This window comes from Thalassolituus sp. UBA6592 (assembly GCF_002433655.1).
GTDB lineage: Bacteria > Pseudomonadota > Gammaproteobacteria > Pseudomonadales > Oceanobacteraceae > Venatoribacter.
On record NZ_DJIO01000058.1, the window covers coordinates 1 to 13,863 of the forward strand.

At 51.9% G+C, this 13,863-nt stretch carries 15 protein-coding genes; 8 read left to right on the forward strand and 7 right to left on the reverse strand.

What is annotated here, in order from left to right:
- Positions 1-66: 66 nt before the first annotated feature.
- Complete coding sequence (locus B2Z72_RS05155) at positions 67-735, reverse strand: OmpA family protein (RefSeq protein WP_296983410.1); 669 nt, start codon at positions 733-735, stop codon at positions 67-69.
- 235 nt (positions 736-970) lie between these two features.
- On the opposite strand from B2Z72_RS05155, the gene B2Z72_RS05160 reads away from it, so the two are divergent.
- Both B2Z72_RS05160 and stpA read left to right on the forward strand, forming a co-directional pair.
- On the forward strand, positions 971-1,228 hold the full coding sequence (locus tag B2Z72_RS05160; protein WP_296983409.1) for a hypothetical protein: 258 nt from the start codon (positions 971-973) through the stop codon (positions 1,226-1,228).
- A 117-nt stretch (positions 1,229-1,345) separates the two neighbouring features.
- The gene (gene stpA, locus B2Z72_RS05165; protein WP_296983408.1) at positions 1,346-2,659 is read left to right on the forward strand and encodes a glucosylglycerol 3-phosphatase; all 1,314 of its coding nucleotides are present in this window, start codon (positions 1,346-1,348) and stop codon (positions 2,657-2,659) included.
- Here stpA and B2Z72_RS05170 read toward each other — a convergent pair.
- Positions 2,654-3,175 carry a GNAT family N-acetyltransferase gene (locus tag B2Z72_RS05170; RefSeq protein WP_296983407.1) on the reverse strand — a complete coding sequence of 174 codons (522 nt, stop codon included), beginning with the start codon at positions 3,173-3,175 and terminating at the stop codon, positions 2,654-2,656. The two genes, stpA and B2Z72_RS05170, sit on opposite strands and share 6 nt — an antisense overlap.
- Positions 3,176-3,404: 229 nt before the next feature.
- Here B2Z72_RS05170 and B2Z72_RS05175 point away from each other — a divergent pair, with 229 nt between their 5' ends.
- Positions 3,405-4,262: an aldo/keto reductase gene (locus B2Z72_RS05175; protein WP_296983406.1), complete on the forward strand. Its 858-nt coding sequence runs from the start codon at positions 3,405-3,407 to the stop codon at positions 4,260-4,262.
- Positions 4,263-4,352: 90 nt separating this feature from the next.
- On the opposite strand, the gene speA is transcribed toward B2Z72_RS05175, so the two are convergent.
- The gene (gene speA / locus B2Z72_RS05180) at positions 4,353-6,311 is read right to left on the reverse strand and encodes a biosynthetic arginine decarboxylase (protein WP_296983404.1); all 1,959 of its coding nucleotides are present in this window, start codon (positions 6,309-6,311) and stop codon (positions 4,353-4,355) included.
- Positions 6,312-6,635: 324 nt separating this feature from the next.
- Between speA and phoA the strand changes: the two genes are divergently transcribed.
- Positions 6,636-8,069: an alkaline phosphatase gene (gene phoA / locus B2Z72_RS05185; protein WP_296983403.1), complete on the forward strand. Its 1,434-nt coding sequence runs from the start codon at positions 6,636-6,638 to the stop codon at positions 8,067-8,069.
- Between the two features lie 113 nt (positions 8,070-8,182).
- Here the strand turns inward: phoA and B2Z72_RS05190 are convergent, their stop codons facing one another.
- Positions 8,183-8,494, reverse strand: coding sequence for a hypothetical protein (locus tag B2Z72_RS05190; protein ID WP_296983401.1), 312 nt, complete (start codon positions 8,492-8,494; stop codon positions 8,183-8,185).
- Between the two features lie 255 nt (positions 8,495-8,749).
- Between B2Z72_RS05190 and B2Z72_RS05195 the strand changes: the two genes are divergently transcribed.
- A complete protein-coding gene (locus B2Z72_RS05195) occupies positions 8,750-9,109 on the forward strand; it encodes a hypothetical protein (protein WP_296983400.1) in 360 nt (119 codons plus the stop codon).
- A 40-nt stretch (positions 9,110-9,149) separates the two neighbouring features.
- On the opposite strand, the gene B2Z72_RS05200 is transcribed toward B2Z72_RS05195, so the two are convergent.
- The 3 genes from B2Z72_RS05200 to B2Z72_RS05210 all read right to left on the reverse strand — a co-directional run bounded on the left by B2Z72_RS05200 (position 9,150) and on the right by B2Z72_RS05210 (position 10,513).
- A complete protein-coding gene (locus B2Z72_RS05200; protein ID WP_296983398.1) occupies positions 9,150-9,623 on the reverse strand; it encodes a hypothetical protein in 474 nt (157 codons plus the stop codon).
- Positions 9,569-10,024, reverse strand: a complete 456-nt coding sequence (locus B2Z72_RS05205; RefSeq protein WP_296983397.1) for a DUF2214 family protein — start codon at positions 10,022-10,024, stop codon at positions 9,569-9,571. The genes B2Z72_RS05200 and B2Z72_RS05205 overlap by 55 nt, the downstream gene beginning before the upstream one ends.
- 222 nt (positions 10,025-10,246) lie before the next feature.
- On the reverse strand, positions 10,247-10,513 hold the full coding sequence (locus B2Z72_RS05210) for a DksA/TraR family C4-type zinc finger protein (protein ID WP_296983396.1): 267 nt from the start codon (positions 10,511-10,513) through the stop codon (positions 10,247-10,249).
- Positions 10,514-10,770: 257 nt separating this feature from the next.
- Between B2Z72_RS05210 and B2Z72_RS05215 the strand changes: the two genes are divergently transcribed.
- The 3 genes from B2Z72_RS05215 to B2Z72_RS05225 all read left to right on the forward strand — a co-directional run bounded on the left by B2Z72_RS05215 (position 10,771) and on the right by B2Z72_RS05225 (position 13,804).
- A complete protein-coding gene (locus B2Z72_RS05215) occupies positions 10,771-11,286 on the forward strand; it encodes an MOSC domain-containing protein (RefSeq protein WP_296983395.1) in 516 nt (171 codons plus the stop codon).
- A gap of 275 nt (positions 11,287-11,561) precedes the next feature.
- Positions 11,562-12,788 (forward strand): sugar transporter, encoded by a 1,227-nt coding sequence (locus tag B2Z72_RS05220; RefSeq protein ID WP_296983394.1) that lies wholly within the window; start codon positions 11,562-11,564, stop codon positions 12,786-12,788.
- Positions 12,789-12,928: 140 nt separating this feature from the next.
- Positions 12,929-13,804, forward strand: a complete 876-nt coding sequence (locus B2Z72_RS05225; RefSeq protein WP_297004305.1) for a methyl-accepting chemotaxis protein — start codon at positions 12,929-12,931, stop codon at positions 13,802-13,804.
- Positions 13,805-13,863 lie beyond the last annotated feature (59 nt).

Here is a 13,863-nt window from a genome sequence, read left to right on the forward strand (position 1 = left end):
CTTAAGTGAACAGCATTGCGGCGAGGCCGGGTTTTTTACGTTAATAATCTTACCGTAAAGGTTTGATTATTCTGCTGTTGCAGGTACCAGTGTGATTTCCACACGACGGTTCTGGGCTTTGCCTTCAGCAGTGCTGTTGCTGGCCAGTGGCTGGGTTTCACCAAAGCCAATGGTTTCCAGACGAACAGGGTTTACGCCCTGGCTTTGCAGGTAGTTAGCAACTGACTGTGCGCGTTCTTCAGACAGTGTCTGGTTGAAAGAGGCTGAGCCATCGCTGTCGGTGTGGCCGGATACCACGACCAGTGTTTTGTCGTATTCTTTCAGTACGATAACAACGGAGTTGAGTACTTCGTAGAAGTTGCTGGCAATGGCATTACGGCCGGAACCAAAGGTAATGTTGCCCGGCATGATCAGGTTTACTTTGTCGCCGACACGTTCAACGCTGACGCCTGTACCACGCAGTTGTTTACGCAGCTTGGCTTCCTGAGCGTCCATGTAGTAGCCGATACCACCACCGATCGCACCACCGCCCGCAGCGGCAGCCAGAATACGTTTGTTACGGGTGCCGCTGTCTTCGCCGCGGTTCGCCAGATAAGCTGCAACGGCGCCAACGCTGGCACCAATGCCTGCACCAATAGCAGTCTTAGAGGTTTTCTCTTCACCGGTATAAGCGTCAAACGTTGTACAACCGGTGGCCATTACGGAGATGGCCGCTGCCAATGCAATGTATTTCATTTCTACTCCTGCTTGTTGAACCTTGTGCACGGAATTCTACGGCTTCTGTGAGCTGCTTTCCGGAACCAGATCTCTGTTTAAAGGATTGATGATAGTGCTTGATAAAGATCAGGCCAATGCAACGGTCGGGAATGGTCTGATGCATATAGCGGTATATTCTGAGCGAATTCAGAGGGTAGCTATCCGGAACTGTAAGTGAACCTATTTGCTATATCGAAAACAAAGAGGATGAGACATGTCGTCAGATATGAAACTCATCATGGGAGCGCTTATGTCAGACAACAATCAGAATCGTGAAGTGACCGTCGTGGATATTAAAATGCCGTTTATATCCATGGTGGTCTTTCTGGTGAAATTATCCATTGCAGCGATTCCGGCTGTGATTATCGTCAGCATTATTTTCAGCCTGATCAGCGCACTGTTTGGCGGGCTTTTCGGTGGGCTTTTTAATGGGATGTTCGGCGGCATGGGGGGAGACATGCACCGCTTCTGAGCAAAGCCGTCAATCACCGGATAATCCTGCCTGAGTGCGCTGAACCCGGGCGGAGGTTTGCATCCATGGTCTGTGGTGGTTAGCATTTTGGTTAATCACTGCTACCTGTCCTGTCCTATGTCGAATTCTTCGTACGATTCATCCTTACCTTATTCTCTGCAGCAGTTTGTCCGCTCAGCCAGCCATACTGATTTTCTCAATACCTTAAAAAACAAAGAGAAACTGCTGATTATTCAGGATCTGGATGGCGTCTGTATGGAGCTGAAACGTGATCCTAAACAACGGGTGATGGATAGTGAGTACATTCGCGCTGTCCATACGATGGCAGGGGAGTTTTACGTATTAACTAATGGTGAGCACGTCGGTTCCCGCGGTGTAAATGCGATAGTGGATACGGCATTTGCACACCAGTCATCTGGCTATGCGGCACAACAGCAGCTTTATCTGCCGGGTTTAGCTGCTGGCGGCGTGCAGTGGCAGAATGCCAGGGGAGAGCTGCAACACCCGGGTGTCAGCCAGAGTGAGATGGAATTTCTGCAGTCTGTACCAGAGATAATGACAAGCTTTTTAACCAGCGCTCTGAGTACTGATCCCTTTAATTTAAATGCTGATCAGATTGCATCCATTCTTGATGTGATCGTGCTGGATAATCTGGCATCACCAACATTAAATATTGGCAGCTTGCATGATGATTTCGGCGGAAATTATCCGCGTATGCAGGTGCTTGCCGAACAACTGATGGAGCTGCTGTTACAGAAGGCCCGGGAGGCAGGACTGCAGGATTCTTTCTTTGTTCATCTGGCGCCTAATCTGGGGATTGATCGCAGCAGTGAGCAAACCGGCAAAGAAAAGCTCAAGCCTGCGCAAGGCGATGATATGGGCACCACAGATTTTCAGTTTATGCTGCGCGGAGCCGTGAAAGAGGCTGGCGTACTGGTGCTGCTGAACCGTTACTACTTTGCACAGTGTGGTGAGTATCCATTGGGCGCTGATTTCAGTGTCCGTACCGCACCGCGCACTCATGATGCGATGCTGGCGCTGGCTACTGACGCCTTCGATCCGGCACTGATGCCTGCCATCGTTGGTGTGGGTGATACCCTGACTTCAGTGGCAGACAAGCCTGCCGAATCCTCTGAGTCAGCATACGCCCGTGGCGGCAGCGACCGCGGCTTTCTGACTCTGGTACAACAGCTGGGGCAGGCGTTCTCCAGTGATAATGCTGTGGTCTGGGTCGACAGCAGTGGTGGCGAATTAAACCGCCCGGGGATTTCGCCACCCCCGCAGGAACATATCAGCAATATTGATATGAACAGCCTGCAGGGTATTACCGACCCATCTGATTTATTGCAGTTGAATGTGATTTTTCCGCAGGGTTATCAGCAGTACACAGACTTCTTTATTGCTCTGGCCGCAGCGCGTCAGAAGTCATAACGCGCGTAACCGTGACACAGAATGCTGGCTGTTTTTCATTAGTACCGCTTCTTTGTGGCGTCTGCGGCTTTGTCTGATGACTTTCTGCATATCCTCACTCAGGCCTTGTTCCTGCGTGACAGAAAACCCATGGCGCTGATAAAAAGCATTCAGGTGGGGCAGTGGAATTGTGAACAACGGCAGCCCGGCGATATCTTCGCTAAGCAGGCTGTCTGTTGCCAAAACATTGGTAAGCAGTTGTTGCAGTAACGCGGAGGCGAATCCACAGCCGCGGTAGTCCGGGTGGGTACACAGATTTCTTAACAGGCAGCCGTCCGCGTAGTGCACAAGTCTTGCTGCACTGATCAGTGTCGGGGTATCCCCTGAATACAGGGTGAGACCAACCCGCAGATCATCCGGGCCGCTGCGTCCGGTATCCCCACTGGCTTTGTACAGGGCATTGATTTGTTGCAGGCTGAGGTCGTGATGGAAATAAATCTGCAACTCAGTGTTGTTCATAATCAGGGTCAGATGCACAGTAATTCAGGGCATGATAAGCACAAAGATCTGTGCCGCAAGCATGAACGGGCTTCAGGATGTTCGTTACGCTATTGAGACAGTAATGTGCTTAGGGTTATGAATAACATTGCTGAATCAACAGAGCGGTTTGCTGTCACTATAATCAATGGTTAACGATTTATGAGTTGGACCGGATAAAGTGATTATGTGCTTCCGGCAGTCAACCTGACTTAAAGGAGATGTACCGATGATGTTACAAGAGACCTACACACTCGCAAACGGTGTATCGATTCCTAAACTCGGTCTGGGTACCTGGATGATTACCGGCCCTGATTGTGAACAGGCGGTGATTGAAGCGATTAAAATGGGTTATCGCCATATCGACTCCGCTCAGGATTACGGTAACGAAGTGGAAGTGGGTGCAGGTGTGCGCAACAGTGGTGTAGACCGCAAAGACATCTTTGTAACAACCAAGCTGGCGGCACAGTACAAAACTTATGAAGGCGCTAAAGCTGCGATTGAAGAATCCCTGCAACGTCTGGATATCGATTACATCGATATGGTGATTATTCACAGCCCACAACCATGGGGTGAATTCGGCGGTAACGATCGTTTTGCCGAAGGTAACCTGGCCGCATGGCGCGCACTGGAAGAAGCTCACGACGCCGGTAAAATCCGTGCCATTGGTCTGTCTAACTTCCAGCAGGCTGACGTTGAGAACATTCTGGCCAACTGCAAAGTAAAACCTGTGGTGAACCAGATTCTGGCGCACATCAGTAACACCCCGTTTGATCTGATCAATTACTGCAATGACAAAGACATTCTGGTGGAAGCTTACTCACCAGTAGGCCACGGCGAGCTGTTCAAAAACGGCGCGATTGCCGATATGGCAGCTAAATACGGTGTTTCTGTACCGCAGCTGTGTATCCGTTACTGTCTGCAGCTGGGCACTCTGCCTCTGCCAAAAACTGCGAATCCGGATCACATGAAAAACAACGCGGATGTGGATTTCGAAATCTCTGCTGACGATATGAAAGTTCTGACCCGCATGGAAGAAATCGCTGATTATGGCGAAGCCAGCATGTTCCCGGTTTACTCCAAATAAGCGGATGCAACTGGTTGTAGCAGCCAGCTGATACGGACAAAAAAGGGCTCTTCACAGAGCCCTTTTTTATTGCCGGATATAAACAACAGATTATTCTGCGGCTTTATTCTCCGAGGTTTTCAGGTAGGTGTAGCCATTGATGCAGGCTTCGTAGAAGTCAGTCCAGCGCACACCTTCACGCGGTTTGATTTTGCCCGCAGCAACCTGCTTATCAATCATACGTTTTACATCAGAAGCCATGGCCTGTGGGTTGTACTGCATAATACTCAGCACGTCTTTCACCGATGAGCCGTTGACGACTTCTTCAATGTAGAAATCTTCCGGGTCGTCGTCATCGCTGAAAATATGTACTTCGTTCAGGCGACCGAACAGATTGTGCATATCGCCCATCACGTCCTGATAGGCACCGGTTAAGAACAGACCAATAAAGTAGGGTTCGCCGGCGTTTAGTTTATGCAGTGGCAGAATATTGGAAATTTCCCGTGCAATCGGGAACTGGTCTATTTTACCGTCGCTGTCACAGGTGATATCCGCCAGTGAGCAATTAACCTGCGGGCGCTCGTTCATGCGGGTCAGTGGTACAACCGGTAACAGCTGATCAATGGCCCAGGTATCCGCCGCCGACTGGAAGATGGAGAAGTTACACAGGTACTGAGAAGACAGGCTGAATGCCATGTTCTGGATTTCATCCGGTACGTATTCTTCATCGGCATAGTGCGCCTGCAGCTGCTCCATGATCTGCCAGTACAGGGTTTCGGTTTTCGCCAGTTCTTCCAGACTGAGTACGCGTAGTTTAAACGCTTCCATCGCCTGTTCTTTGTACAGCGACGCATCGTTGTAGGCCTGCTGTTTGTTTTCGATCTGATCAAAGCCGGCAGAAATATCGCGCATATTGCTGACGATAATGTGTTCGCCTTCGTTGGCAGCGGTATCGACGCCGGTCATATTGCTGCGGATTTCACCAACGATCTGGGTGACCACACAGCTGTGGTGAGCGGTAATCGCCCGGCCGCTTTCGCTGACCAGATTCGGGTGTGGGACCTGTTCCAGATCGCACACTTCTTTCATGCCGTTAACAATATTGGATACGTATTCCTGCATGCTGTAGTTGCGCGAGGAGTCGTTGGTAGATGCACTGCCGTCGTAGTCGATGCCCAGACCGCCACCCACGTCGACGTATTCCAGCGGGAAGCCCATTTTATGCAGCTCGGCGTAAATCATAGCGCCTTCGTTGATGGCGTCTTTTACCGAGCGGATATCAGTTAACTGGCTGCCGATATGGAAGTGCAGCAGCTTCAGGCAATGTTCCATGCCTTCGCTTTTCAGGTAGCGCGCGGTGTTAATAATTTCGGCGATGGTTAAGCCAAACTTGGCGCGGTCACCGCCGGAGCTTTCCCACTTGCCTTTGCCCTTAGCGGTGATTTTTGCGCGTACACCGATCATGGGTTCGATGTTCAGTTCTTTGGCGATTTTTACCAACAGCAGTAATTCTGAGTATTTTTCCACCACAACCAGCATGCGGTTACCCAGCTTACGGCCGAGCAGCGCCAGACGCATAAATTCTTCGTCTTTGTAGCCGTTGAGTACGGTGAGTGAGTCTTCGTTGGTGTTCATCGCCAGAGCGGCCAGCAGTTCGGCTTTGGAGCCGGCTTCCAGACCGTATTTAAATGGCTTACCGGCGTGCACGATTTCTTCCACCACTTCGCGCATCTGGTTCACTTTAATCGGGTACACACCGCGGTATTCACCCTGATATCCGCATTCGCTGATGGCATCGGCAAAGGCGGTGTTCAGACGCACCACCTGGGCACGCAGAATATCGTGAAAACGCACCACCACCGGAAACTGCACACCGGCCTGCTGAATTTCTGCCAGTACGGTTTTGAAATCGATATGCACATCCGGGTTGCTGGTGTCCGGTGTGATATGCAGGTTGCCGTTATCCCCAACACAGAAGTAGCCACCACCCCAGCGCGATACGCCGTAGAGTTTCTCCGCTTCTTCGATACTCCAGTCTTTGGCCAATTGGGTGATGTTTGGGGATGTCATGCTGTCTCCGTCTGTTGCTGTGGTCTTGCATGTAACTGTGTAAGACCGGTATCTGATGTGCGGGCTCGGCTGAGCAGGGGGATCATTCTCTGAGGTCTAATTTAGCCAGCTGCAGCCGCCTTGGCCAGCGCTTTTCTGGTTGTTGCTGCTGTGAGTAAAGCGAACAGCGGGAGTTTCCTCGCTGTTCCGCGCCATTTAATGGTTGTACGGGGTGAGTATCAGTATGAAAGGGGGAGGCTGAGCTAAAAAGACCCATGTAACAATTCTGTCATATTTCAGGCAGACTCTTGCCCGGGTTAATTCAAAGCTACAGCAGGTATGGTTGTGAATAAATTTGTGATGGGTGTCCTGGCAGCGGCAGTGCTGTCGGCAACAGGTTGTGCTCAGGTTGAAAGCGTCAGCCAGAATGGCGACTGGATGCAGCGTGAAGCCGCTGGCGATCTGACTGAATTTGGTGGTGCACGGCGTAAGACGGAAGACATTTCTGCCGCCCTGAAAGCCTCGATCTCCGATGCGCAGGCGAAGAATGTGATTCTGCTGATTGGTGACGGTATGGGCGATTCTGAAATCACCATCGCCCGTAACTATGCCCGTGGCGCCGGCGGTTATTTCGCAGGTCTGGATGCTCTGCCATTAACCGGCCAGTACACCCATTACTCGCTGCATCGCGATACACACAAACCGAACTACGTGACCGACTCAGCTGCATCCGCCACCGCCTGGGCGACCGGCGTGAAGAGTTACAATGGCGCGATCGGTGTGGACGTAAACGGCAAGCCACACACCTCACTGCTGGAACTGGCCAAGCGCGCCGGTAAAGGCACAGGTAACGTCTCGACTGCGGCGATTCAGGATGCGACTCCGGCGGCCCAGTACGCACATATTTCCATGCGTAAATGCTATGGCCCGCACGTAACTCTGCTGGCCTGTAACAGCGAAGCGCTGGAGAACGGTGGCCCGGGTTCTATCTCTGAGCAGCTGCTGAATGCGCGCCCGGATATCACCCTCGGTGGCGGCGCTATGTCCTTTGATGAAAAAGCCAAAGCCGGCGAATGGCAGGGTAAAGCTCTGCTCGATCAGGCCAAAGAACGTGGCTTCCAGGTTGTTACCAATGCAGAGCAACTGGCAGCGGTGAATGCGGCTGATCAGGCGCAGCCGGTACTGGGACTGTTTGCTCCGGTGCATATGCCGGTACGCTGGAACGGCCCGAAAGCCAGTTACCATGGCAATCTGGAAAAGCCTGCTGTTGAGTGTCAGCCAAACGATAAACGTACCGCTGAGTATCCGACGCTGGCCAGCATGACCACTAAAGCCATTGATCTGCTGAAAGATAAACCGGAAGGTTTTTTCCTGCAGGTTGAAGGTGCATCCATTGATAAACAGGATCACGCCGCTAACCCATGTGGCCAGATCGGCGAAACTGTGGATCTCGACGAAGCAGTACAGGTTGCTCTGGCGTTTGCCAAAGAGCAGGGTGATACGCTGGTGATCGTGACCGCTGACCATGCGCATTCATCGCAGATCGTCTATCCGGATGTTAAGGCTCCGGGCCTGACTCAGGGACTGATTACCAAAGACGGTTCGCTGATGGTGGTGAGCTATGGCAACTCAGAAGCAGACTCTATGGGCCATACAGGTACGCAACTGAAGATAGCTGCTTACGGCCCGCAGGCGGCCAACGTGGTGGGCCTCACCGACCAAACCGATCTGTTCTTCACCATCCGTGATGCCATGGGGCTGGATGCTGCTGAACAGTAATTCCATCCCTGTGCGGAAAAGCACGCGCTAGAAAAAGCATGCGGTAAAAAAGCATGCAGTGAAATAAAAAGAGGTAGCCATTGGCTGCCTCTTTTTATTTGGGCCCGTTTCATTCAGTGAGTTTGCAGACCAAAGTCCGCGGCCAGCTGATCGTAATAGGCGCTGCTTTCGTTTGTCGGCCACTTCAGGGTGATACCGTCGGGAATTGGTTCGCCGGCTTTTTTGCAGGCGTACAGCAGATAAAAGCGGGCGCGTTCGCTGTCCGGTTCCATTAATGTCATCTGATCAGCCAGGTGGGCCGCCCGGCTGTATTCTTCATGGTTTATCAGCGTCTGGTATTCATCTGCCATGGTGGATGCCAATGGATCTGCCTGAACACTGAGGCAGGCAGTAATAAGAACGGTGAATAAAGTCTGGTGAAGCATAGTTTCGTCCTTCTGAGGTTTTACGCGTGTTGGTCCGTTTACAGGATGTATCATAAAACCTTAAAAAGAGTACGGAAAAGCGTCACAAGCCGGACTAAACCTAAGAAATATACCTCTGTTGTCATGACGCAGATCCTTCTTTGTTGATAAAACGAATAGGCCGTAAAAACTGTCACGGATCAATTTTACCAATTGGCAACAGACTTATTCTTAGATGCGCAAGCAGGCATGGGATTAGTTGGTACAGGGATATTTATGAATTCAGGCTTTACTCTTAAGCACGATCTCAGTATTGAAAAACATACCGCCAGCAGAGCGGGCTTTCTGCCAGACCATGGACACAAGCCTGACCGCCGGGAAGCTATGCAGATACTGCTGAATGACATACGGCAATCGCTGCCGTTTGATCAGCCAGAAGCTTACCTGTGCCAGAAAGAATGCATCGGCTGTCCGAAGAAGCTGATGGAGTATCTGGAGAACGAGCTGCTGAATTGGCAGGAGATTCTGGATGACGGTGGCGTACCATCTTTAGGTGCGATTACTCGGCTGGCGAACACCGGGCGTAAAATTCATCTGGTGCTGGAGAAGAACGGTCTGGTAACGCCGCTTAGCTGACTGCCAGAGATTGTAATAGCGGTCGCAGATGATGAGGGGTTCAGACGCAGGGAATGAGTGCGATCATCAGTGCGATGAAGGTAGACAGCGTTCCTGAACGTTGCTGCCAAAAGCTTTGCGCTGAGGTTGTCACCGCGTTTTCACAATCCTCCGCATTAAAGTGACAACAGCGCATACAGTGGTCGCGGAATTCCGGAAACATATCCCGACAGCGCAGACAAAGCGACAGATCTTCAGTGGCTGAAGCCTGGCGGGTAAGGGATGTGTGAGGAATGTACTGCATGGTTAAAACGCTTTTTATCCCGGCATTGCTGATCTGTGAAAACGCTAAGGCTGCACTAACTGATCCGGCAGGATCAGTTAGTGCGGGGATAATAAGAGACTTCTTAGCAGCATAAATTGACCGGGCGCAGTGTGTGCCTCCCTGAGTCAGAAACACACTATTGCCTGAAAATGCTATTAAGTATTCAGACCAATCCCCTGCGCCATCAATACCGCCAGTAACGGCAGGCACAAGAGCACCAGAATTTTTACCCGGATAATCAAGCGTATAACGGCTGGCACAGAGATGATGTCTGTCGGGTCACTGCTGCGTCGTGTCTGCAGAAATACAGTTGGGTAAAGCGTGGCCGCCACCGCCGCCAGAAATAATCCGACTTTGAACAGATACACAGGATTGTGGATATAAAAATCCATGCCCTTACCAACACTCACCGTCAGCAGTGTGCCACTGAGCAGAACCAGAATACCTGCCAGCCAATACGCCAGATCGGTATTGGCCAGACGTCGCAGTGACTTGCCGGACAGGGTTGGCTTCATTTGTACAAACTCAGCCAGCAGCAGAACGAACAGCGCGATAACGGCAATAAAATGCAGATAGCGGATCAGCACAAAGCTGACGAAAGACAGGCTCACAATAACCTCCTTCACTGAGGCAATAACAATCTGAATCCGACCTGCAGCATGTGTGCAGAATCAGCGTGGAGATCAGGTTTTGTGAGGGTGAAAGGATAATAACCGGTTGGTTATATTAGTGCTTTGATACAGCGCAGGTTTTCGTTCAGAGGGTGGCGCTGTAAAGGCGCGCAAGGGGGTTTTCTGTCAGGCGCAGTGCAGCCTGATTTTCCAGCTGCAGACTCAGCGCAGCTGGCTGTCTTTACTGCCGCGGCGGTTATACAGAGAGGCTTTTACTTCTTTGCTTTCCAGCGCCGACTGACACTTGATGCAATAGCGCACACCGGGAATCGCCTGGCGCCGCGCTTCCGGAATCGGCGCATCGCACTCTTCACAGAATTCAGCGCTTTCACCGCTGCTGATATTACGGCGTGCCGCTGCCACAGCATCTTCGATGCTGGCATCAATCTGATCCTGTACCGCTCCTTCCGGAGCCCAGCCTGAGGCCATAGCCAGTTCCTGTCTGTTTCTGTCGGTTAGTTTTGAGAGCCTTTAAAAGCCGTTTAAGCCGGAGTGCTGTAACGCAGCGGTCATAAAGGCGAAGTTTCAGGTTAATACCGCATCTGCGGCTTGTCTATCGGTTACAATGGGCTGTCGTATACGGGCAGTAAACAGCCCCTTTCCTGACGTAAACAGAATGCTGTGCTGGTATGGATTCACAGATGCCGTCAGGAATGACCTGAACAGTACAAAAGCGGAGAACCATTATGTCGGCCACAGCCAACCTGTTATCCCGTCATCTGCCAGCTGTACAGCCGGGCAGGGTGGAATGGATCGGTCTGCGTCCTGAGCGCGCCCAGCCAATGATGGTCGTGGACGCTGCTAATGCCGTGAAAGATCTGGGCCTGGCCGGTGACCGACGCTGTGAAGGTACGCCGGGCAGCTCGCGGCAGGTGACTCTGATTAATGCCGAACATATCCGCGTGATCGAAGCCTTGTTGCAGCGTGGCGACATTAACCCGGCACAGCTGCGCCGCAATATTGTGGTTTCGGGTATTAATCTGCAGGCGCTGCGCCATCAGAAAATTCAGGTGGGTGAAGCCATCTTTGAATTAACCGCCCAGTGTCATCCGTGCAGCCGTATGGAAAAAGCCCTCGGCCCTGGCGGTATTGCTGCCATGTTTATGCATGGCGGTCTGTGCGCAAAAATCATTCACAGCGGCATGATTCGCGTCGGCGATGAAGTGAAGCCGCTGCTGCCCCAGGGCGACCTGTTCTCCTGATCTCTGGTGATCACAAGCCGCAGTGAGTTTAAGTCGTGCCTATCACAGACAGTGGTACTAAGAGGCAGTGTTGATAACAGGCTGTTTTGATCGTGCGGGCAAGGATGATAGCTGCGTAATATCATCATTAATCCCATAACAACGATGCGCATTTATTAGCCCATTCAGCGCAACAGAGTTTGTATGAAATTCCTGGCGACAGCCATGGCCTGTACCGCGCTGCAGGCATAGAATGCGCGCACTTTCCTGCACGATTTTTTTAGCGAATCCCTTCAATGACGGATACCCCTGTTTCTGCACGGTCAGCCTGGCTGCCTGTGGTCAGTCTTGCCTTTGCCGCTTTTGTTTTTAACACCTCAGAGTTTGTTCCGGTCGGTCTGCTGACCGGCATTGCTGACTCCTTTTCTATGCGCATTGCCGATACCGGACTGATGATGACCATGTATGCCTGGGTGGTGTCGCTGGCGTCGTTACCGGCGATCTTTATCTTCAGCGATACCGAACGGCGCAGACTTTTAATCGGCGTCTTTATTCTGTTTGTGCTCAGCCATGTGTTGTCGGCGGTGGCCTGGAGCTTTCCCATTCTGATGGTGTCGCGCTTTGGCGTTGCGCTGTCCCATTCGGTTTTCTGGGCCATCACCGCTGCCATGGTGATGCGGATTGCGCCTCTGGGTAAAAAGACTCAGGCGGTCAGTATGCTGGCGGCGGGTTCTGCTCTGGCCAGTATTCTCGGCCTGCCCATGGGGCGTTTAATCAGTGAATGGTTCAGCTGGCGTACCACCTTTATGATCATTGGTATTGTCGCCGCCATGGTGCTGGTGGTCGTGTGGCGGGTGATGCCGGTGCTGCCAAGCCAGAACGCGGGATCGTTGAAGAGTCTGCCGCTGTTGATTAAGCGCCCGGCGCTGGTCGGCCTGTATGTGTTAATACTGCTGATCGTGACCGCACACTTCACCGCGTACTCTTATATTGAGCCGCTGGTGGAGAAGGTGCTGCATTTCCCATCGCAGTTAACCACCACACTGCTGTTTGTTTATGGCCTTGCCGGGCTGGCGGGAACCCTGTTGTTTTCGCGCCTTTACAGCCGCTGGTCATTGGGGGTTTTATTTGGCTCGGTGGCGGTTGTGACTCTGTGTCTGCTGACGGTATTGATGCTGGGTAAAACCCATTCGGGTCTGCTGATCGTCTGTGCCTTCTGGGGCGTTGGTATGATCTTTGTGACCCTGGCATCACAGCTGAAAACCCTGGAGCTGGCATCCGATGCCACCGACGTAGCAACCGCTGCATTCTCCGGTATTTACAATATCGGCATCGGTGGCGGCGCCTTGGTCGGCAGCCAGATTATTCTGGGGCAGGGGCTGTCAGCCATCACCTATGCTGGTGGCTTTATCGGTATTGTAGCGCTGTGCTGGGGGCTGGGATTCTGTCTGTACTTTATGCGTCGCGCCCATCGTGCCGCGCATGAGGTCGTGGATACCTTACCTGAACACCCGGCGGTGTGATCGGCCTGTAGTGCTGGGTTGGTACTGGGTTAGTACTGTTGGTCTGGCAGTGGGAATGTAGTTGGTGATCTTCTTGAGCTACTGGATTGGGTGTCTATATAGCTCTTTCTCGTGCTGATGAAATCGGAGACTTATCCCGATTGGTTGATCAGTTTATTGAGCGGCTGCAAACCATGATTGCCGGCATTAAAAATAATGGCGTCACCATCCGGGATTTAGTCAACCGCACCAGCAGCAGTGCACAGGTCATTAACAGCAGCTCAGAAAAAACAGCCTACCAGGCAGAGGAAGTTGCGGTTGCCAGTGAGCAGATGTCACAGGTATCAAGGGAAATTGCCAGCAGTTGTGTGAGTGCCGCTGACAGTGCTGAGCGAACCAGTAAACTGGCTGTACAGGGCGCACAACGCGTGCAGGAGACGGTCAGCAGTATGCAGGCTATTACTGGGCGGGTCTCTGCCAGTTCAGAGTCCATTGCCTCGTTAAAAGAACAGGCAGGTAAAATTGGCGATATCGTATCAGTGATTGCGGGTATCTCTGAGCAAACCAACCTGCTGGCGCTCAACGCAGCGATTGAAGCCGCCAGGGCAGGAGAGCAGGGACGCGGTTTCGCGGTCGTGGCTGATGAAGTGCGTACGCTGGCACAACGCACCGCTGACTCCACCACAGAAATTACCGACGCGATCAGAACCATTCAGAATCAGACTGACCAGTGCTTTACCCTGATGGAAAGTTGCGTGGGGGAAGTCAGTGACGGCATGGCAAAATCTGCCGATGCCAGCGAGTCGCTTGATGAAATTCGTGAACAAATGAGCGACCTGTCGATGCTGATTACACAAATTTCAAAAGCAACAGAACAGCAGACGGTAACCATCACTGAAGTCTCGTCGAAGGTACAGAATATTGCCTCGCTGGCACAGGAATCCAATGCGGATGCACGCCAGAGTAGCGACTTTATGCGAAAATTAACCCATAGCAGCGATGAGCTGGATGGTGAGCTTGCTCAATTTACTGTGTAGGTAACAGGGCGGGGGAGTGTAGCTGGTAATCTTTTTGTGTAGTAGTTCAGACCCAATCT